This is a genomic window from Paraburkholderia sp. RL17-373-BIF-A (genome assembly GCF_046030175.1).
Taxonomy (GTDB): Bacteria; Pseudomonadota; Gammaproteobacteria; order Burkholderiales; family Burkholderiaceae; genus Paraburkholderia.
Window position 1 is genome coordinate 26,314 of record NZ_JARESO010000012.1, and the last position, 19,159, is coordinate 45,472.

Sequence of the window (19,159 nt, forward strand, 5' to 3'; positions counted from 1 at the left end):
TGCAATCTCGTCGGACTTTGCGGTCCGGCTTAACTTTTCATTTCAACGCAGGAGAAAGAGTGATGAAGAACGTATTTGCATCGATGGCAGTTAGCTGCGCTCTGGCAATTTCGGGCTCGGCCTATGCAGCTGGCGAAATGGGCAACATGGACATGGGTAGTAGCGGCGCCAAGCAGGCTGGCGAAGCAAAGGCCGGCATGTCGCATGGGGAAATCAAGAAGGTCGACGCAGCGTCAAACAAGCTGACCATCAAGCACGGCCCGCTGGAAAACCTGGGCATGGACGCCATGACAATGGTGTTCAAGGTCAAAGACCCGGCAATGATTTCGCAGGTCAAGGTCGGCGATAAGATTGATTTCGTGGCCGAAGAAGTTGACGGCGCACTGACAGTGACGAAGCTGCAGAAGAAGTAAGCATTCACGGGGTGTTGCCATCAACCGCAAGCAACACCCACTTTGACCATTCAGGATGCGCAAGAACATGAAAACACTCACTCGCAAGCAGCTCACGGGCCTCGCTACAGCGGCTGCCATCGCAATCGTGCCGGCTGCCGCGTTCGCACACGGAAAGCTCGAGAATGCTGTCCCCGCAGCCGGTAGCACCCTCGATGCGGCACCCGACGCGCTACGGCTTACGTTCAACGAAGACCTCGAATCAACCTTCAGCACGGTGAAAGTGTCCGACGCAACCGGCGCTGCCGTGACGAAAGAAAAAGCCAAGGTCGATGCTTCTAATCCGCGCGTGCTGGCGATTGCTCTCCCGAAGCTGCCGTCCGGCTCCTACTCCGTGCAGTGGGCTGTGATGACACATGACGCCCACAAGACCAAAGGCACGTACACCTTCCAGGTGAAGTGATGAATGACGGTTTCCTTGGCGTCCTGCGGCTGGCGTTCGTTGCCCTGCAAAACCTGGGTTTTGCGGTTGCCGTCGGCGCACTGCTCAGTGACCGGTGGCTCGCACGCAAAACGTCTCCGTGGCAGGCAAGCGTAAGCCGTCGGCTTGTCGGCGCTCTGCGTTTCGCGTCGGTCGGCGCGCTGCTTTCCAGTACCTTTGCGTTCTGGATTCATTGTGCGTTGATGAGCGAGTCCACGCTTCTGGAGGCGGGACCCGCTGTCCGCTCGATGCTGGTGGAGACTGGCTTTGGTCACGCATGGCTGATTGGTGCCGGGCTGATGCTATGCGTGGTCATTCTTTCTTTTATCCAGGCCGGGAAATCAGTCAGGTTTTCTCTGGCCGTCTGGTTGGCCCTGGGTGGTGTCGCGTTGGCGCGCAGCCATGGAGGACATCCAGTCGATGCTGGCTTGTTCAGCCCGCCGGTATGGGCGGACTGGGTACATCTGCTCGCCATCAGCGCGTGGGTGGGGCTTGTGCTGGTTACGACGTACGTTGTTGCGCCACGTTTTTCCAACGCTCCAGGCAGCGACCGCGTAAATTGCGCTGCATATATCCAGTCTTTGTCGGCTGCCGCAACGCTTGCGCTGGTTATTCTTTTTGCCACAGGCGCCTATAACGGCTGGCGCGGTGTCAGGTCGCCAGGCGACCTTTTGGAATCCGGCTACGGGCAGATTCTGTCGTTCAAACTCGCGCTGGTGGTCGTGGCCGCAGCCCTCGGAGGGCACAACCGCTTCTTCGAAATGCCAAAGCTGCTCGCAGCGTTGAAAAGTGCCTCCTCGACGTCACCCGTGACGCCTTTGAAGCGCTTTGCCGCCGTGTTGCATATCGAATCGGTGGTACTCGCAGGGGTGCTGGTCGCCGCTGCGGTACTCGTCTCCAGTCCACTACCCGGTACGTCGTAGTCCGTTCGCTACCGTTTGCTTCTCACGTCCACGCAGATGGTCATCGCCGCAGGGTCAATAAAGGCTGCATCCTGCCTCCATTGACTTCAGGCAAAGGCCATCTTTTACGGGACCCGACAGCACGTCGGGTCCTTTTTTTATTTCCCGTGCGTCGTTAGCGGAATTCGTGTTCGTGACTCCCGAGCTGAATTCAACATGCATGGTTCTGAACGTGGTCGTTCGGATGGCTAAAAAGTCACTTCTGCTTCACGTCTCGTTCAGACGTCACTCTCCAGAATGCAAACCGTTCGGAATCAACTCTTATCGATTCCGCGTCGCTCTGGAGGAATATATGAAGCTCGAAACTATCGCTGCCGCGCTCATCGCTGCAACGCTCGGTGGACATAAGCGCTTCTTCGAGATGCCCAAGCTACTCGCATCACTGAAGAGTGCCTCATCAACAGCGCCGGTAAAGCATCTGAAGCGCTTCGCCGCCGTGCTTCATATCGAATCGGTGGCGCCTGCGGGTGTGCTTGTCGCTGCTGCTATCCTTGTGCCCAGTCCGTTACCTGGCACGTGACGACAACAAAAGGAGTTCGCTGGATACCAGACGTTTTGGGTAAAGGGTGCAACACTTAATGCAATTCCGCGCCAGGAGGTAGCCAGTGCTAGATATCGTGACCAGAAAGCGCCGGACATATAGTCGGCCTCTTTGCGCATGGCTTCTCGCGGCCACAGGCGCTGCGACAATCCTCATCGGCATCTATTTCATATTCATACGGCCGCCCTTGCTACCGGAAGACCTGCGCTACATGGGGACGTCCAGCGAACGTTTGCTGGATGCAACGCCCAAACTCGCTCGCTCGCTGGCTCGGATTGGTCTTCACGGTTCTCGGTGGCTACATTGTGGGCGCGGGCGTGTTGCTCGCGCATCTGGCACTCAGCGCCTTTGCCGGACGCAAACCCTACGCTTTTTTGGCCGCTGCGCTAGGCGGCGGCTTCACGACTGGACTGATGTCCGTTGTGAATCTGGTCATCGATTCGGATTTCAAGTTCGTCCTGTTGGCGATTACGGCGCTGTGGCTCGCGGCGCTCATTTGCTATGGTTTCAAGACGCGCAGACCGTCCGGGGTCAACCTGGATTAGAGTTCGAAGCCCGGGCGTCCCTGGCGTCGCATGGGCTAGCGACTATCAGGGGCGCGTCGAACCCCGTCTAAATTCACGATTTCACAGTACGATTGGCGAGACTGGCAATTCACCCTTCTCGGGCTGGGCAACAGGAAAGTGCGTTGCCAACAGTTGCGTCACTCTCCGTACACCTCGGACAGCACCAGATTCGTATCGAGCTTCCCTGAACTCGCTCTCCATCTCGCGGCAGATTGTCTCCCACTCATCCGCACCGACTCTCGCATGAATGCCCCGGTCCGCCACAATCTCAACGTCCCGGTCGGCTAGCAGAAGATAGATGAGGACGCCGTTGTTGTGCTCGGTGTCCCAGACGCGAAGCTCCGAAAACACCTCAATCGCGCGTTGTCTCGCGGACTTTCCATTCAACAGGGCAGTACTGTGCAGCGCGCCTTCGACCGCGAACCGAATCTGGCCGATGTGCGCCCGATGGCTCTCGCTGACGGCGTTCCCAATCGCTATCAGCGAGCGTGCGGGAAACGCTGAATTTACATGCCAGCGGGTCATAAACAGGTGTCTGATGATTCGATTTAGGTTCATGATTACCACCTGCCGGAGGCGCCGCCGCCGCCAAAGCCGCCTCCGCCTCCGCTGAAAGTGTTGCGGGCTGAGCCGCCGCCCAATCCGCCGCGTCCACCACCGATGTAGCGGCCGCCGACGTAAGCACCCAGTCCACTGCCTACCAACGTAAAGGCAAGCGCGATTGCTCCGGCGAAGATGGCTGCGAGAATCGTTCCAGATAGCAGCCATGCCAATACGCCGATAGCACCGCCAGTCACCACGGCGCCTGGAAATCGCCCGATTATCGAGCGCAAGACGCCTCCGGCGACTACGGTCAACACGAAAAGTATCGGTAACAGTTGGCCGACCCCGCTATAACCGCCGCGATTTTTTGCCTGGGCAGGTAACGGCTCACCGCTAACAACCCGAATGATGCTATCTACGCCGGCCGCGATGCCGCCGTAGAAATCGCCCTGCTTGAACCGTGGAACAATAGTTTCATTGATGATGCGATTGCTTGTCGCGTCGTTGAGCGCCCCCTCCAGTCCATATCCAACCTCTATACGAAGCGCGCGGTCGTTCTTTGCAACAATCAGCAACGCACCGTCGTCGACGTTCTTCCGTCCAAGCTTCCATTGTTCAGCCACGCGTATCGAATATTGCTCGATGGTTTCTGGCAGCGTCGTTGGAACAATAAGTACGGAAATCTGACTGCCTTTCTGCGCCTCGAAGTTCTTTAAGGTTTGCTCGAGGTTGGCCCGTTGCTCGCCCGTGAGTGTTCCGGTTTCGTCGGTGACGCGAGCCGTCAGTGTCGGAACCGGGACATCGGCGCGGGCGCCAGCGCCGCCGAAGGCGAGGAAAACGACCAATAGCGCAAGCGCAGTGCGGAGGATGTTCAATTGGTCACCCCGGCGGCTGACGAAGGAGCAGCGCCAAAATCTACTCGTGGCGGCCTCGAAATCTCTGCCTCGTTAGCCACGGAGAAGTTCGGCTTCTCCTGGTAACTGAGGGCTCTTGCGATGAGGTTGTTCGGGAACGACCTGACTGTGACGTTGTACTCCTGAACCGCCTTGATGTATCTGTTGCGCGCAACGGCAATCCGATTTTCTGTCCCTTCAAGTTGGGCTTGCAGGTCCCTGAAGTTCGCGTCAGATTTCAACTGAGGATAGTTCTCGGAGACAACCAGAAGTCTCGACAGTGAGGACGTAAGTTGCCCCTGAGCCGCCTCGAACTTTGCAAAGGCCTGAGGGTCAGCAAGAAGCTCAGGCGTCGCCTTGATGGAGCCCACTTGTGAACGGGCCTCCGTGACACGCGTCAGGACATCATTCTCCTGTTTCGCGTATCCCTTAACGGTATTAACAAGGTTCGGCACAAGGTCAGCGCGACGCTGATACTGGTTCAGCACCTCCGACCAGCTTGCCTTGACCTGTTCGTCCTGCGTCTGGATGGCGTTGTACCCGCACCCGGAAAGCCCAAGTGCAAGAGCCACGATGAAGGAAGTCAGTAGTGTTCGCATGTTCGTTCTCGATGCACGCAGCAAGTTACCCGGATTTCAGCCACGGCGCGCTGCGGCACCAGGCGCTCTGCCATTGATACCGCACGGGCGGGGGGCGAAAAAGCGCTGAAATCTAACTAAGGTATTGGAGACAAGGTACGCGGCTTGGACGCGGAAGTCTTGATGCAGGTCAACAGAAAACTGTACGGTACCGTACGTATTGTTACGGAGAACGTAAGTTTTCAGTGCAGCGCCAAGATGAATTTGAGGTATTGCACTTAATTAACCCATGCTACGCCGTCCACAATGCGCCGTCGCGATTTATTGCGCCATGTCAAAGACGACCGACGTTGTGCAAATACACTGGATTTTGAGTTGGACACCGTTGACGTCAGATAACCCCCTGGGGGCCGTATGAAAGCACGAAGCCGATTGATTTGCCAGGCTGTATTGGCCGTCGTTATGTCCACGTCCGTAGCGTTCTCAGCCGAGTCGGCGACAAGCCCCGAACATGAGGCACATGGCCATTCGGACGACGCTCCAGCTACGAAGAGCGCGAAGTCCTCCCAGTTTGACGCGCAGATGCGAAACATGCAGGCGATACACGAAAAAATGATGGCGGCAAAGACGCCCCAGGAACATGCTGCACTCATGGATGAGCAAATGAAGGCCATGCAGGACGGGATGGCGATGATGGACAAGATGAAGCAGGATTCGGCCGGCCACACCATGTCCCCGAGAACGCACGAGATGATGGAAAAGCGTCTCGACATGATGCAACTGATGATGAAGTCGATGATGGACCGGCAAGCCGCTGAGAATCAATCGACAGTCAATTAACTGGTTACTCCAGGAGTTCTGCGATGAACGACATGCAACAAGGCCCGCATCCTTTCTGGAAGTCGCGCTCGGCCATCGCGCTCGTCGCGTTTGGTGCAATCTCCGTGTTCTTGCTGTTTTCCGAACATCGTGCGCACTTTCTCGGGGTTCTGCCTTACTTGCTGCTGCTTTCCTGTCCGTTCATGCACTTATTCATGCATCACGGGCACGGTTCCCATATGCAATCGCAGAGCGGCGAAAAGAAGGATTCAGGAGACAGCCATGAACGAAACAAATAGCGGCTACGGCCTGTGGGGCCTGGTCATCGTCAATTCACTGGTATTCATCGTCTTTGCATTCAGCTTTTTCAAGCCAGCGACAAAGCGCGACTGGCGGACCTTCGGAGGGTTTTCGGCGTTCGTGGTTGCGCTGTTCGCAGAGATGTACGGCTTCCCGCTGACTATCTATCTCCTGTCTGGATGGCTGCAGGCGCGCTTTCCACAAGCCAACTTGCTGGCGCACGACTCGGGGCACCTCTGGTGGATGCTCACCGGACGCCACGGGAACCCGCACGTCGGCTTCCCGCACCTGGTGAGCATCGCCTTGCTACTTGGTGGATTCTATTTATTGTCGACGGCGTGGCACGTGCTTTATGAGGCGCAGCGCAACAACCGGCTTGCGACCGCTGGGCCGTACGCCAGGATTCGCCACCCCCAGTACGTCGCCTTCGTCGTTATCATGTCTGGATTCCTGCTCCAGTGGCCCACGCTCGTGACATTGGTGATGTTCCCGATACTCGTCTTCATGTACGTGAGGCTCGCGAAGCAGGAGGAGCGAGAATCCGAGCATCGATTCGGACAAGTGTGGCGCGACTACGCGGCCCTTACTCCGCGATTTATTCCGAGGCTGTCGGGTAGAGACGCTGTGCATGTCCACTGAAGACGATGGGGGGCTACCATGCCCGAGTCAGATATTACGGTACCCGGTGTCGCCGGCCTCCCCACCATGCATGTGCCGGCGGTGCCCGATACGACCGAGGTCGTTGACCCGGTATGTGGAATGAAGGTCGCAACAGACTCCGCCTATCGCAACTCGTATCGACAGAAGACGTATTACTTCTGCAGCGACAAATGCCTGGAAGCTTTCCGGGCAGCGCCGGACAAGTACCTCGGCCCGATGACGAAAGCCGTTGGCGCGCCGGCTCCTGCAGGTGTCATCTATACGTGCCCGATGCATCCGCAAATCCGAGCTTCTGCACCGGGCCCGTGCCCTATCTGTGGCATGGCCCTTGAGCCGCTTACTCCGGTCGCTGAGGAAGGCAGAAACGTTGAGCTGGAGTCGATGACGCGACGCTTCTGGGTCGCGCTTGTGCTGTCGATTCCGCTGCTCTTCATGACAATGGGTCGAATGATATTGCCGTTCGACCTCGACGCGGCCCTCAACCAACTCTTCGCCGCATGGGCGCTGCCTCACTGGATGCCGGCTTCATGGTCGCAATGTGTTCAAGCGGTGCTTGCGACGCCGGTTGTGCTTTGGGCGGGGTGGCCGTTTCTGGAGCGCGGGTGGAAATCGTTCGTGACCTGGCAACTGAACATGTTCAGCCTCATCGGCCTGGGCGTAGTTGCCGCGTACGTGTTCAGCGTATTTGCGCTGTTCTTTCCGGAGGCGTTGCCACAGGCATTCAGGCGCGGGCATGAACTGCCGCTCTATTTCGAGGCTGCGTCGGTCATCGTGGCGCTTGTGCTCCTCGGACAGGTGCTCGAGCTGCGTGCACGCTCGCGCACGTCGAGCGCCATTCGGGATTTGCTGCATCTTGCGCCGCACACTGCGGTGCGCGTTAAGCCGGACGGGTCGGAAGAGACTGTGCCGCTGGAAGCTGTTGTTGTCGGCGACACGCTGCGGGTAAAGCCGGGTTCGAAGATACCGGTCGACGGTGTTGTCATGAATGGTGGCTCGAGCGTCGACGAATCGATGATTACGGGCGAATCGATGCCTGCTGAAAAGGTCGCGGGTAGCAAGGTAACCGGTGCGACGGTCAATCAGACCGGAACGTTTCTGATGCGAGCCGAAAGAATTGGCTCTGACACGCTGCTCGCGAGAATCGTACAAATGGTCGCGGAGGCCGGGCGTTCACGCGCGCCGATTCAGAAACTCGCTGACCAGGTGGCGCGCTGGTTCGTGCTGACGGTTCTCGCCATTGCAGCCATTTCGTTTGTCGTCTGGGCGTTGGTGGGACCAGCGCCGGCCTTGGCGAACGCATTAGTTGTTGCCATTAGCGTTCTCATCATTGCCTGCCCGTGTGCGCTCGGTCTCGCTACCCCGGTATCCATCATCGTCGGGGTCGGCCGTGGCGCCAAAGAGGGCGTGCTCATAAAGGATGCGGAAGCACTCGAATTGATGGAGAAAGTCGATACCGTTGTTGTCGACAAGACCGGCACGCTGACCGAAGGGAAACCGCGTGTCCAGGCGGTAGTCGCGTTAAGCGGTCAACCGGAATCCATCGTACTCGGCTATGCGTCCAGTCTTGAGGGTGCGAGTGAGCATCCTCTCGCCCAGGCAATCATCGCGCGTGCGAAGGAGTCGGGCGCGCCAACGAGCCGGGTCGACTCGTTCGAGTCGGTTCCCGGTAAAGGCGTGACTGGAAAAATCGACGGTCACGTGGTGGCCTTGGGCAACACACGGCTGATGGAAGACGCTGCGGTCGACTACTCTGCGGTCGCGGGTGACTCGGATAAGCTGCGCGAGGCGGGGCAGACCGTCATGTATCTCGCAATAGACGGCAAACTCGCAGGTTACGTTGGCGTCGCTGACCCGGTCAAGGAAACGACGCCCGACGCAGTGCGTCAGTTGAGAGCTTCCGGCATCAAGATTGTGATGCTCACCGGTGACAACCCCGTCACCGCGAACGCGGTCGCGAAGGCGCTGGCGCTTGATGGCGTCAAAGCTGGTGTGCTACCAGAGGACAAGTACAAGCATGTCCAGGAGCTTCAGCAGCAGGGACACATCGTCGCCATGGCCGGCGACGGCGTAAACGATGCGCCCGCGCTCGCGCAGGCTAACGTCGGCATCGCTATGGGGACAGGGACAGATGTGGCGATGAACAGTGCGCGCGTGGTGCTGGTCAAGGGCGACCTCCGCGGCATTGCGCGGGCACGCGCGTTGAGTGTCGCCACGATGCGGAACATTCGCCAGAATCTATTTTTTGCGTTTGCGTACAACGCGGTGGGAATACCCGTTGCGGCCGGGGTCCTCTATCCGTGGCTCGGCATTGTGCTCAGCCCGATTATCGCCAGCGCGGCGATGGCATTGAGCTCGGTCTCCGTCATCGGGAATGCGCTGCGGCTACGGACCGCCAGGACGCAATAAACCCGCTCCAGGCGTTTGGTATCTCGCATCGGTTGCAGCGCCGAACCGGCTCGGCGCCACGTTGCAGTCTTCGACCACCGCCTCAACAAAGCCGAACGGGACAGCCCTATCGCGGGCGAAATCAATAGCGCGACTGGCTAAAGGCCTGCCGCGTAGTCACAAATATTTTTCCGTCACGCTGTCTTTTAAGCGAGTGTTGCGTTCGCATGAGCACGATGCAGCCAGCAAGGACGAAGAAGTCGAGGAACGAGGCGGCCGACCATGAAGATACCTGACTTCTCTGGCGACGAGTTGAGTACGCGGCTGAACTCAAAGGTGGCGAAGGTTCCATCGTTCATGCTCGTGACGGCGTGCGCTATCTATTGAAAAGGCCGTATCCATGCTCAAGGCAGGCGGGGCCGACTACGTGACGAAGCCCTTCGACATTGCGGAGCTGATACAGAAAATCCGCGCGCTCTCGTCATCAGACATTCCCTAAGAGGCGATGCCCGCACACGGCCCGCTTGGTGTGTCCATGGCGATGCGAAAGCTCGCGGACTTGGTGGCTGCCTACGGCGACGAGGAGTCGACCGACGCTCCGACACTGTCTGCTTACATGGACCGGTGCGAGAAGCTGTACATCAACGCGTTAGTCCTGCATCACGGTTAGATTGCCGAAACAGCAGCCGCGCTCGGCATCTCACGCAAGAGTCTGTGGGAGCGCATGAGGCGTCACTAGATTGCCGGGCAGGACGCTACCAACGGGTGAGCGCAGCAATTGTATAGGGGCCTTCCAACGCAGGAAGGTCAGGGGCTAATTGGTGCTGCATACGGCGCCCGACTCAGACAACAATTTCCTCGGAACATAGATAAAACTGCTCCGCTATAATCTCAGCCATGAAATTTCTTCGGACATTGCTCCTCCTGTTGCTCTGTGCTGCGCTGCCCATCAGTGGGCTGGCGGCCAGCGGCTTGACTGGAGAATGTCCGATGCAGATGAGCATGGACGCTGGCGACGGCAGTGCGATGTCTTTGGAGATGCCTGGCTGCGAAACCATGAAATCCTCGCAACCGGGGAAAGCCAAAGGCGTCTTCTGCAAGGTAACGGCGCAATGCCAGCTCGGCAGCCTTTATCACCCGGTATCCACTACCGAAGTAACCCGCCCCGCCGGGCTGTCCAGCCCCGTCGTATTCCATTACGCACTGTCGCTCACCGTCCGTGAACCGGCCGGCCTCTGGCGACCTCCTCGCACCATCTAATCCCTTGCTGACAGGTTCGCCGCATTTGCGGTGAGGTCGTCCTGCGTCCAGGACGTGGATTCCCTGTGGGAGTCCGCCGTTGGGGTTAGAACATGCCTTTAACTATTGGCACGCCGTCACGCCGGCGTGCACCACTGCGCGCGCGTTCGCTCTTTGCCGCGCTGATTTTCGCGAGCGTCGCTGTGCGCGCTCAGGAAGCACCCGTCACGCTGGATGCGGCCCTCCAGTCCGCTACCGACCGCTCTGCCGCCATGGGGGCTGCGCAGGCTTCAGTCCGCGCCAGTTCAGAAGCCTCCGTCCGCGCAGGGCAGTTGCCCGACCCGATGCTCAAAGCCGGTGTCGATAACCTGCCGGTGAACGGACCGCAACGGTTCACCATCGGCCAGGACTTCATGACCATGCGCCGTGTCGGCATCGAGCAGGAATGGGTGTCGGGTGACAAACGCCGGCTCCGGTCCGCATTGGCGAACGATGTAGTGGACCGAGAGCGGGCTGGCTACCTCGGCCAGCTCGTGAACACCCGCCAGCAAACGGCCACGGCGTGGCTGAACGCGGTCTTTGCGAAGAAAGCTGTCTCGCTGCAGCAGGAACTCGTTGGTCACATGACTCATGAACTGGATGCGACGAAAGCGTCTTATCGTGGAGCGAAAGCGAGTGCGGCCGACGTAATGCAGGCCCAGGCAATGCTGGCGCAGACCCAGGACCAGTTGCTTAAGGCCCAGCAGACGTTGCAGGCCGCGCTCATCGGCCTGTCCCGCTGGACGGCGACGCCCGTTTCTGATGTGACGGGCGAGCCGCCGGCACCACAGTCATATGTGTCATCACTGCCGTCCGAGGAGCTGCGTGAGGTGCAGCCGGTGCTCGTCGCAGCATCTCGGGACATCGCCGTCGCCGATGCCGATACCGCCGTTGCGAACAGTAACCGCAGTCCCAACTGGACCTGGGAGGTCGCCTACCAGCAGCGCGGAGGCGGATTCTCGAACATGGTGTCGGTTGGCGTCAGCATCCCGCTGCCCATCCATCGCAAAAACTATCAGGACCGGGACGCGGCGGAAAAAGCTGAACTTGGCACCAAGGCGCGACTGATGTACGAGGACGCGCAGCGTCAGGTCGAAGCGGATATCCGTACGCAGTCAGCCACGCTCGCGAGCGGTCGCGAGCGCATTACCAATCTCACCCACTCCCTGCTTCCGGCTGCGGACCAGCGCGTGCAACTGGCGGCTGCCGCATACAGGGCAGGCACTGGCTCGCTGGCCGATACCTTCGCTGCCAGGCGTGCGCAGCTCGACGCCGAACTTCAGGTGCTCGACCTGCAGCGCGATGTGTCGCAAACCTGGGCCCAACTGGAATACCAGGTCGTGCCCGCCTCGATGTCCGTGAGTCAGTGAAGGAGAACAACATGCAGAAGAAACAACTGGCACGCGCGGCCCTTATGGTGTTTGCCGCAGCGGCATTGCTGGGTGCCGGCTATGTCGCCGGTACGCATCGTTCAACGATGGGCGGCGAGAGCGCTGCTGCGGCAACACCCTCCAGCGACAGAACCGACCCGAAGACTGGCCGGAAGGTGCTGTACTGGCACGACCCGATGGTACCGAACCAGCATTTCGACAAGCCGGGCAAGTCGCCTTTCATGAACATGCAGTTGGAGCCGGTCTACGCCGATGAAGGCGGCTCGAATGGCATCAAGATTGACCCCGGGATGCAGCAGAACCTGGGGATTCGATACGCAACCGTACGCCGGCAGGAGACAACGGAAGGATTCGACGCGGTAGGTACTACGCAGTTCGATGAGTCGAAAGCCGATGTCGTCCAGTCGCGAGTGACCGGCTACATTGACCATCTTTACGCCAGCGCCCCAATGCAGCGCGTAACGAAAAGCGCTCCGATTGCGTCCCTGTTCGTTCCAGATTGGCTTGCGCCGCAGGAAGAGTATCTGGCGCTGAAACGTGGCCGCATGGATGACGGCATGCTTGCGGCGTCACGTGCGCGGATGCGGGCGATGTCCATTCCCGACGGCGTGATTGCAAGTCTCGACCGCACCGGCAAGGCGCAAACACACATCACGCTATCCGCACCGGAAACCGGCGTGCTGACCGAACTGAACGTTCGTGATGGCGCGATGGTGTCGCCCGGGCAGACGCTTGCGAAAGTCTCCGGGCTCGACAGGCTGTGGCTCGTGGTGGAGATACCCGAAGCGCTGGCGCTCCAGGTTCGACCGGGCATGAGTGTGGATGCCGTGTTTGCCGGTGACCCTGCCCAACATTTCACGGGACACATCCGTGAAATCCTGCCGGGCATCAGCGCGAGTAGCCGTACGCTTCAGGCTCGCCTCGAAATCGATAACGCGGACTTCAGGTTGACGCCGGGGATGTTGATGCGGGCGCGCGTCGGCGCGGCAAAAAAGGTATCGCGGTTGCTGGTTCCCTCGGAAGCCGTCATCACGACGGGTAAGCGGTCGGTGGTCATCGTCAAGAATCCAGACGGCAGGTTACAACCTGTCTCCGTCACCGTTGGCAACGATGCCGGCGACGACACCGAGGTGGCCAGCGGCCTGACCGAAGGCCAGCAGGTCGTCGCATCCGGCCAGTTCCTGATTGACTCGGAAGCGAGTCTGAAATCTGTTCTGCCGAAGCTCGAAGCAACCGCACCGACCGGTGCGAGCGCGTCGCCTCCAGCACCTACCGCAGCAGCACCGCAGACCTACGACACCACAGGTAAGGTCGAACAGGTGACGGCCGGAGACATCACGTTTTCACATCAACCCGTTCCAGCGCTGGGCTGGGGCGCAATGACGATGTCGTTCGGCAAACCGTCGCCGACGGCGTTTCCGGACGTGAAGCCAGGCCAGACCGTGCATTTTGTCTTCACGCCGTCGGGTGACGGATACCAGTTGACCAAGGTCGAGCCAGTCGGAGGCGCCAAATGATTGCGCGTCTTATCAGGTGGTCTATCCACAACCGCTTCCTGGTGCTGCTCACGACCGTGCTCGTTACGGCGTGGGGCGTCTATTCGGTCACGCAAACGCCGCTCGATGCGCTGCCTGACCTGTCCGATACGCAAGTCATCATCAAAGCGTCATACCCGGGCAAAGCACCGCAGGTCGTCGAGGACCAGGTGACCTATCCGCTGACGACGACGCTGCTCGGTGTGCCCGGTGCTAAAACCATCCGCGCGTATTCGTCGTTCGGCGATGCGTTCGTCTACGTGCTGTTCGACGACAAAACCGACCAGTACTGGGCACGCTCGCGCGTGCTCGAATATCTGAACCAGGTACAGAGCCGCCTGCCGCAGGGGGCGACCGTTTCGCTTGGACCGGATGCAACTGGCGTGGGCTGGGTGTACGAATATGCACTCGTCGACAGGACCGGACAACACGACCTCGGACAACTGCGCGCGCTCAATGACTGGTTCCTGAAGTTCGAACTGAAGTCAGTGCCTGACGTGTCCGAGGTCGCGAGCATCGGCGGCATGGTGCGCCAGTACCAGGTTGTGCTCGACCCGGACAAACTGCGCGCCTACGGCATCACGCAGGCGGCGGTGGCCGACGCGCTCGGCAAAGCGAACCAGGAATCAGGTGGGTCGGTGGTTGAAATGGCTGAGTCGGAGTACATGGTCCGTTCGTCTGGCTACCTGCACACACTCGACGACTTTCGCAACGTCGTATTGCGAACGAACGATGTCGGTACGCCGGTTCTGCTCGGTGATGTAGCCCGGATTCAAATCGGACCCGAGATGCGGCGCGGCATCGCTGAGCTGAACGGCCAGGGCGAGGTCGCGGGCGGTGTCATCGTCATGCGCTCCGGCAAGAATGCGCTGACGACCATTGACGCAGTAAAAGCGAAACTGGCGGACCTGAAGCGTTCACTGCCGGCTGGCGTGGAAGTCGTGACAACCTACGACCGCTCGCAGCTCATCGAGCGCGCCGTGGACAACCTCAAGGACAAGCTAATCGAGGAGTTCATCATCGTTGGGCTCGTCTGCGCGGTGTTCCTGTTCCATCTGCGCAGCGCGTTCGTGGCGATTCTGTCACTGCCGCTAGGCGTGCTGGCCGCCTTCATTGTCATGCGCTATCAAGGGGTGAACGCGAACCTGATGTCGCTGGGAGGCATCGCCATTGCCATCGGGGCGATGATTGACGCGGCCATCGTGATGATTGAGAACGCTCACAAGCATCTCGAAGCGTACGACCACGAGCATCCGGGCGAACAAATCACGACGGCACAGCGCTGGGAACTCATCGCGACATCTGCTGCGGAGGTGGGACCGGCGCTGTTCTTCTCGCTTCTCATCATCACGCTGTCGTTTATCCCAGTGTTCTCGCTCGAGGGGCAGGAGGGGAAGCTGTTCTCTCCGTTGGCCTTCACCAAGACTTACACCATTGCCGCTGCTGCCGGGTTGTCGGTGACGCTGGTTCCCGTGCTGATGGGTTATCTGATTCGAGGTCGCATTCCCCACGAGAACTCGAACCCCATCAATCGCGTGCTGATTCGACTGTACCGGCCGTTGCTGGAAGCTACGCTGCGGCGACCTTGGGTTGCCATTGGTCTAGCGGTGGTTGCGCTGGCCGCTTCGGTGATTCCGCTGTCCCAGCTCGGTGGCGAATTCATGCCACCGCTCGATGAAGGCGACCTGCTGTATATGCCGACAGCGCTTCCGGGAATCTCGGCCGAGAAAGCAAGTGAACTGCTACAGCAGACCGACCGGCTCATCAAGACGGTTCCCGAGGTGCAGACCGTCTTCGGCAAATCCGGGCGGGCCGACACCGCTACGGACCCGGCACCGCTCGAAATGTTCGAGAGCACGATTCAGTTCAAGCCACGCAGCCAGTGGCGACCGGGCATGACGCCCGAGAAGCTGGTCGACGAACTGGACCGGACGGTCAAGGTGCCAGGGCTGTCGAACGTTTGGGTACCGCCCATCCGTAATCGTCTGGACATGCTGTCTACCGGCATCAAAACACCGGTTGGCGTGAAGATTTCGGGTAGTGACCTCTCGCAAATCGACAGAATCGCGGCACAGGTCGAAGCAGCGGTCAAGACTGTGCCGGGCGTCACGTCTGCACTGGCCGAGCGCCTGAACGGCGGTCGTTACATAGACATCGACATCGACCGCCGGGCGGCTGCACGTTACGGGCTTGCCGTCGGCGATATCCAGTCTGTCATTTCTTCGGCCGTCGGCGGAGAAAACGTTGGCGAGGTCATTGCCGGCCGGAAGCGGTTCCCCATCAATATTCGCTATCCGCGCGAAATCCGGGATTCGCTCGAGAAGCTGCGACAGCTGCCTGTCGTCACAGACCGTGGCGCGCAAATCCAGCTCGGCGATGTGGCGCACATCACGATTGCCGATGGTCCTCCGATGATTCGCAGCGAGAATGCCCGACTCTCGGGCTACGTCTATGTCGATATCCGCAATACGGACCTGCAGTCAGCGGTCGAAGCAATGCAGCGCGCTGTTGCGGAGAAGGTGACGCTTCCGCCGGGTTATTCGATTGCATGGTCCGGCCAGTTCGAATATCTCGAGCGTGCAGCGGCGAAACTTCGTACGGTCATTCCCGTGACACTCGTCGTCATCTTCGTGCTGCTCTTCCTGACCTTCAACTCTGCGGCTGATGCACTCCTGCTGATGTCGACGGTGCCGTTTGCTCTGGTCGGCGGGTTCTGGCTCATCTGGATTCTGGGTCATGCGGTGTCTGTCGCAACCGCAGTCGGATTTATCGCACTCGCTGGTGTCGCAGCCGAGTTCGGTGTCGTGATGCTGCTCTACCTGAAGGGTGCGCTCAATCGCCGGCTGGAGGATGGTGAACCGCTAACCGAGGCGCTTCTGTTCGATGCGATTCGTGAGGGCGCCGTGTTGCGCGTGCGGCCGAAAGCGATGACGGTTGCTGTCGTGCTGGCTGGTCTCATCCCCATCATGGTCGGACACGGCGCCGGTTCGGAAGTCATGCAGCGCATTGCCGCACCGATGGTAGGCGGCATGGTCACGGCACCCATCCTTTCGATGTTCGTTATCCCTGCAGCCTGGTTCCTGCTTCAACGCCGCCGCGCGCGGAGGCTGGGCCATGCGCGTCATCCCCACGCAGTACCTTCCGGCATGAAAGTGCCTTCTACTCAAACTGGAGAAACCCGATGAAGAAGTTGATTGTTGCGTCTGTTGCTCTTGCAGCCATCGTTGCTGCGCCCGCGTTCGCCGGTGATGACATGGCGGGCATGAACATGTCCAAGCCGTCGGATTCGAAGACGTCATCGAACAATGCGCTCACCGATGCAGAGGTCAGGAAGGTGGACTCTGCGACCGGCATGGTCACGCTGAAGCATGGCACGCTGGAGAACGTCGGGATGCCGCCGATGACGATGGCGTTCAAGGCGAAGGATGCGGCCATGGTCAAGCAGGTTCACGAGGGCGACAAGGTCAAGGTCCGTGTCGAAAACGTCAACGGCACCCTGACCATCGTGAAACTGGAAAAGCAGTCATGATGGGGCGCTGACACGGCACTCGCAGGCTCGCCGCGTGACGGCGGGCCTGCGGTCGCACGTCTGCGCTCACATCTTGTGAGTAGAGGCACTGCAATGCGAATGACATCACCCGACCTACGGCAGCGAATTTGCCGTCAAACAGACGCAGCGAAGCGCGCGTTGCGCATCGCGCTTGGCTTGCTATTCGTTTTCATGTCTCTGGCCGCTTACGCGGTGAGCGAATCTGACCTGCTACCCGTCAATGAAGCCTTTCCGTTGACGGTCAGCGTCAGCGGGCCACAACAGGTAACGCTCGACTTCGGCACGAAGCCTGGCTACTACCTGTACCAGGACCGCTTCAGCTTCGCGGTGGATGGTGTGCCCGTTAAGCCGGACCAGATGCCGCCTGCAGAATCGAAAAACGACCCGACATTCGGCATGGTCCAGGTCTATCACCGGCCTGTGCAAATTCGCGTTCCCTTGCCCCGCGCCATCACGGCGAGCACCGTGCTGTCCGTCACGTCGCAGGGGTGTGCGGACCTCGGCGTCTGCTACCCGCCGCTAACCCGAGGCTACCGCATAGCGGCCGACGGCATCGTCACCCCCATTGCGAACGAAGGGAATGCAACAGCCGGTGCCACCGAGTTTCCAACTGTCGGCGAAAACCGGGGCCTCGCTGTCTTCGGCCTGAATCTGCGACCGGCGAATGGTCTTGGCGTGCCCGAATTGCTAGGTTTCCTGCTTGCTGGTTTGTTAATGGCGGGCACAGTTTGCATGTATCCCCTCATTCCCATCGTTACGGCAGTTATCGGCGGAACTCGGGAACGGTTAACGCTGTGGCGTGGCTTTGCGCTGTCGCTCGCCTATGTGCAAGGACTTGCGGTTACCTATGCGGTCGCCGGCACCATTGCGGCGCTCATCGGCATCCCGCTGGTGGCTGTAACGCAAAAGCCCTGGGTGCTCGCCGCCTTTGGTTTGCTCATGGTCGTCCTCGCGTTCGGCATGTTCGGTCTGTTCAGACTGCAGTTGCCAACGGGCTGGCAAACCAGGCTTACTGAATGGAGTAACCGTCTACCCGGCGGCCGGATTGTCCCAGTGTTCGTGATGGGCATGCTCTCCGCACTGATTGTCGGCCCATGCTCGACACCAGCACTGGCGGGTGCGCTGCTGTATATCGCCAACAGTCGCGATGTCGTCGGCGGAGCGCTGGCCTTGTACGTGATGGGCATCGGAATAGGCATTCCGCTGCTGCTCGTCGGCACTTTCGGCGCGCGCGTGTTACCCAGGTCCGGGCACTGGATGATTGCCGTTCAGAACACGCTAGGCGTCATGCTGCTGGCAACAGCATTGTGGTTCGTCTATTCATTACTGCCAGATTGGCTGCTGATGGCATTGGTCGCTTTGCTGCTAGCCGCTTGCGCCATGATGCTACGCGCCATCGACCCGCTACCGCCGAACGCACACGGTGTGCTTCGCGTGGGCAAAGCAATTGGTGTACTGCTGCTGGTCGCCGCGATTGCCGAACTGGTCGGCGTTGCATCGGGAAATTTTGAGGTTCTTCAACCATTGCGCGGTGTTACGCGGGGCGCACAAACTGAGACGGCCAGTGCCGCGCGTTTTGAATCGGTACGGTCGACCGCCGAACTTGACCGGGCACTCGAGGCGGCACACGGCCAACCTGTCATGGTGGATTTTTACGCCGACTGGTGTATCAGTTGCAAGGAACTGGAGCGATTTACCTTTACCGATGCGCGCGTGGTGAGCGAGTTCGCGCATTGGACACTGCTGCGCATTGATGTGACGAAGAACACACCTGAAGACGCTGAGATGTTGAGGCGCTTTGGGCTTTTCGGGCCACCGGCTTTGATTTTCTATGACCGTTATGGCCATCAGCAGGTCGACGCACAGTTGGTCGGTTTTGTTGGTGCTGACGCGTTTCTCGCACATTTAAAGCGTTGGGGCCCAGTGACCAACCGGGTAGCGCGCGAGCGTCATCCTGCCCTTTGGCGATGTCGTGTGGACCACCTATACTGAAATGATGAAATTCTGGGTAAAACTTGTCGCCTGTCTGCTTATCGCGTGGCTGCCGCTCCTCGGCTACCCCGCGCAGGTGGCGCTTTGCCCGGAAATGTCGTCGTCGACAATGCAGTCTCAGATGAAGGCGCCGCATACACCGGGCATGGTGGCGTGCGCACAAGATGCAAGAGCCCACGTAACGGGTTCTCAGCCCGCATGTCACGGCAGCCTGAGCGGTCTCGCCTGCGGCATGGCTGTCTTACCGACGACGTATAAGACGGCAGTCGTGACTTCCTCGCCCGTCTACCGGG

General features: G+C 59.6%; 17 protein-coding genes and 2 pseudogenes. 16 read left to right on the top strand and 3 right to left on the bottom strand.

The genetic code is table 11. The annotated features are described in order from the left end of the window. Positions 1-62: 62 nt before the first annotated feature. From P0D80_RS16760 to P0D80_RS16780, 5 genes and pseudogenes are all read left to right on the top strand, one after another. Positions 63-413, top strand: a complete 351-nt coding sequence (locus P0D80_RS16760; protein ID WP_408285470.1) for a copper-binding protein — start codon at positions 63-65, stop codon at positions 411-413. A 67-nt stretch (positions 414-480) separates the two neighbouring features. After that, positions 481-855 (top strand): copper homeostasis periplasmic binding protein CopC, encoded by a 375-nt coding sequence (gene copC / locus P0D80_RS16765; protein WP_408285473.1) that lies wholly within the window; start codon positions 481-483, stop codon positions 853-855. Beyond that, complete coding sequence (locus P0D80_RS16770; protein ID WP_408285476.1) at positions 855-1,796, top strand: CopD family protein; 942 nt, start codon at positions 855-857, stop codon at positions 1,794-1,796. The genes copC and P0D80_RS16770 overlap by 1 nt, the downstream gene beginning before the upstream one ends. A gap of 346 nt (positions 1,797-2,142) precedes the next feature. Beyond that, positions 2,143-2,355 (top strand): annotated as a pseudogene (locus tag P0D80_RS16775) (copper resistance protein CopD); the annotation flags it as partial. Positions 2,356-2,615: 260 nt separating this feature from the next. After that, on the top strand, positions 2,616-2,921 hold the full coding sequence (locus tag P0D80_RS16780) for a hypothetical protein (protein WP_408285478.1): 306 nt from the start codon (positions 2,616-2,618) through the stop codon (positions 2,919-2,921). Positions 2,922-3,002: 81 nt separating this feature from the next. Here the strand turns inward: P0D80_RS16780 and P0D80_RS16785 are convergent, their stop codons facing one another. From P0D80_RS16785 to P0D80_RS16795, 3 genes are read right to left on the bottom strand one after another with little or no spacing between them, the layout of a single operon-like run. After that, positions 3,003-3,500 carry a TPM domain-containing protein gene (locus tag P0D80_RS16785; protein WP_408285480.1) on the bottom strand — a complete coding sequence of 166 codons (498 nt, stop codon included), beginning with the start codon at positions 3,498-3,500 and terminating at the stop codon, positions 3,003-3,005. A 2-nt stretch (positions 3,501-3,502) separates the two neighbouring features. Beyond that, positions 3,503-4,360: a TPM domain-containing protein gene (locus P0D80_RS16790; RefSeq protein ID WP_408285482.1), complete on the bottom strand. Its 858-nt coding sequence runs from the start codon at positions 4,358-4,360 to the stop codon at positions 3,503-3,505. Next, a complete protein-coding gene (locus P0D80_RS16795; protein WP_408285485.1) occupies positions 4,357-4,977 on the bottom strand; it encodes a LemA family protein in 621 nt (206 codons plus the stop codon). The genes P0D80_RS16790 and P0D80_RS16795 overlap by 4 nt, the downstream gene beginning before the upstream one ends. A 393-nt stretch (positions 4,978-5,370) precedes the next feature. On the opposite strand from P0D80_RS16795, the gene P0D80_RS16800 reads away from it, so the two are divergent. From P0D80_RS16800 to dsbD, 11 genes and pseudogenes are all read left to right on the top strand, one after another. Then, positions 5,371-5,796, top strand: coding sequence for a hypothetical protein (locus P0D80_RS16800; protein WP_408285490.1), 426 nt, complete (start codon positions 5,371-5,373; stop codon positions 5,794-5,796). 23 nt (positions 5,797-5,819) lie between these two features. Next, the gene (locus P0D80_RS16805) at positions 5,820-6,074 is read left to right on the top strand and encodes a DUF2933 domain-containing protein (RefSeq protein WP_408285493.1); all 255 of its coding nucleotides are present in this window, start codon (positions 5,820-5,822) and stop codon (positions 6,072-6,074) included. Then, positions 6,058-6,714, top strand: coding sequence for a methyltransferase family protein (locus P0D80_RS16810; RefSeq protein WP_408285496.1), 657 nt, complete (start codon positions 6,058-6,060; stop codon positions 6,712-6,714). Before P0D80_RS16805 ends, P0D80_RS16810 begins: the two co-directional genes overlap by 17 nt. Before the next feature lie 5 nt (positions 6,715-6,719). Continuing rightward, positions 6,720-9,141: pseudogene (locus P0D80_RS16815) on the top strand (heavy metal translocating P-type ATPase). A gap of 649 nt (positions 9,142-9,790) precedes the next feature. Continuing rightward, entirely contained in the window at positions 9,791-9,859 is a 69-nt protein-coding gene (locus P0D80_RS16820) for a helix-turn-helix domain-containing protein (RefSeq protein ID WP_408285720.1), read from the top strand. A 158-nt stretch (positions 9,860-10,017) separates the two neighbouring features. Then, positions 10,018-10,380 carry a hypothetical protein gene (locus P0D80_RS16825; protein ID WP_408285498.1) on the top strand — a complete coding sequence of 121 codons (363 nt, stop codon included), beginning with the start codon at positions 10,018-10,020 and terminating at the stop codon, positions 10,378-10,380. A 92-nt stretch (positions 10,381-10,472) separates the two neighbouring features. Then, positions 10,473-11,768, top strand: a complete 1,296-nt coding sequence (locus tag P0D80_RS16830) for a TolC family protein (RefSeq protein WP_408285501.1) — start codon at positions 10,473-10,475, stop codon at positions 11,766-11,768. Between the two features lie 11 nt (positions 11,769-11,779). After that, positions 11,780-13,306, top strand: coding sequence for an efflux RND transporter periplasmic adaptor subunit (locus P0D80_RS16835; protein WP_408285503.1), 1,527 nt, complete (start codon positions 11,780-11,782; stop codon positions 13,304-13,306). Then, entirely contained in the window at positions 13,303-16,509 is a 3,207-nt protein-coding gene (locus tag P0D80_RS16840) for an efflux RND transporter permease subunit (RefSeq protein WP_408285506.1), read from the top strand. Before P0D80_RS16835 ends, P0D80_RS16840 begins: the two co-directional genes overlap by 4 nt. Beyond that, positions 16,506-16,853, top strand: coding sequence for a copper-binding protein (locus P0D80_RS16845; RefSeq protein WP_408285508.1), 348 nt, complete (start codon positions 16,506-16,508; stop codon positions 16,851-16,853). The genes P0D80_RS16840 and P0D80_RS16845 overlap by 4 nt, the downstream gene beginning before the upstream one ends. A 159-nt stretch (positions 16,854-17,012) precedes the next feature. Continuing rightward, the gene (dsbD, locus tag P0D80_RS16850; RefSeq protein WP_408285510.1) at positions 17,013-18,866 is read left to right on the top strand and encodes a protein-disulfide reductase DsbD; all 1,854 of its coding nucleotides are present in this window, start codon (positions 17,013-17,015) and stop codon (positions 18,864-18,866) included. Positions 18,867-19,159: the final 293 nt, after the last annotated feature.

What these genes read in the sequence shown, in the direction of transcription:
- copC (WP_408285473.1), top strand. Translation starts at nt 481, where the DNA reads ATGAAAACACTCACTCGCAAGCAGCTCACGGGCCTCGCTACAGCGGCT.
- P0D80_RS16810 (WP_408285496.1), top strand. Translation starts at nt 6,058, where the DNA reads ATGAACGAAACAAATAGCGGCTACGGCCTGTGGGGCCTGGTCATCGTC.
- P0D80_RS16825 (WP_408285498.1), top strand. Translation starts at nt 10,018, where the DNA reads ATGAAATTTCTTCGGACATTGCTCCTCCTGTTGCTCTGTGCTGCGCTG.
- P0D80_RS16840 (WP_408285506.1), top strand. Translation starts at nt 13,303, where the DNA reads ATGATTGCGCGTCTTATCAGGTGGTCTATCCACAACCGCTTCCTGGTG.
- P0D80_RS16830 (WP_408285501.1), top strand. Translation starts at nt 10,473, where the DNA reads ATGCCTTTAACTATTGGCACGCCGTCACGCCGGCGTGCACCACTGCGC.
- P0D80_RS16800 (WP_408285490.1), top strand. Translation starts at nt 5,371, where the DNA reads ATGAAAGCACGAAGCCGATTGATTTGCCAGGCTGTATTGGCCGTCGTT.
- P0D80_RS16805 (WP_408285493.1), top strand. Translation starts at nt 5,820, where the DNA reads ATGAACGACATGCAACAAGGCCCGCATCCTTTCTGGAAGTCGCGCTCG.
- P0D80_RS16795 (WP_408285485.1), bottom strand. Translation starts at nt 4,977, where the DNA reads ATGCGAACACTACTGACTTCCTTCATCGTGGCTCTTGCACTTGGGCTT.
- P0D80_RS16780 (WP_408285478.1), top strand. Translation starts at nt 2,616, where the DNA reads ATGCAACGCCCAAACTCGCTCGCTCGCTGGCTCGGATTGGTCTTCACG.
- P0D80_RS16770 (WP_408285476.1), top strand. Translation starts at nt 855, where the DNA reads ATGAATGACGGTTTCCTTGGCGTCCTGCGGCTGGCGTTCGTTGCCCTG.
- P0D80_RS16785 (WP_408285480.1), bottom strand. Translation starts at nt 3,500, where the DNA reads ATGAACCTAAATCGAATCATCAGACACCTGTTTATGACCCGCTGGCAT.
- P0D80_RS16835 (WP_408285503.1), top strand. Translation starts at nt 11,780, where the DNA reads ATGCAGAAGAAACAACTGGCACGCGCGGCCCTTATGGTGTTTGCCGCA.
- P0D80_RS16845 (WP_408285508.1), top strand. Translation starts at nt 16,506, where the DNA reads ATGAAGAAGTTGATTGTTGCGTCTGTTGCTCTTGCAGCCATCGTTGCT.
- P0D80_RS16760 (WP_408285470.1), top strand. Translation starts at nt 63, where the DNA reads ATGAAGAACGTATTTGCATCGATGGCAGTTAGCTGCGCTCTGGCAATT.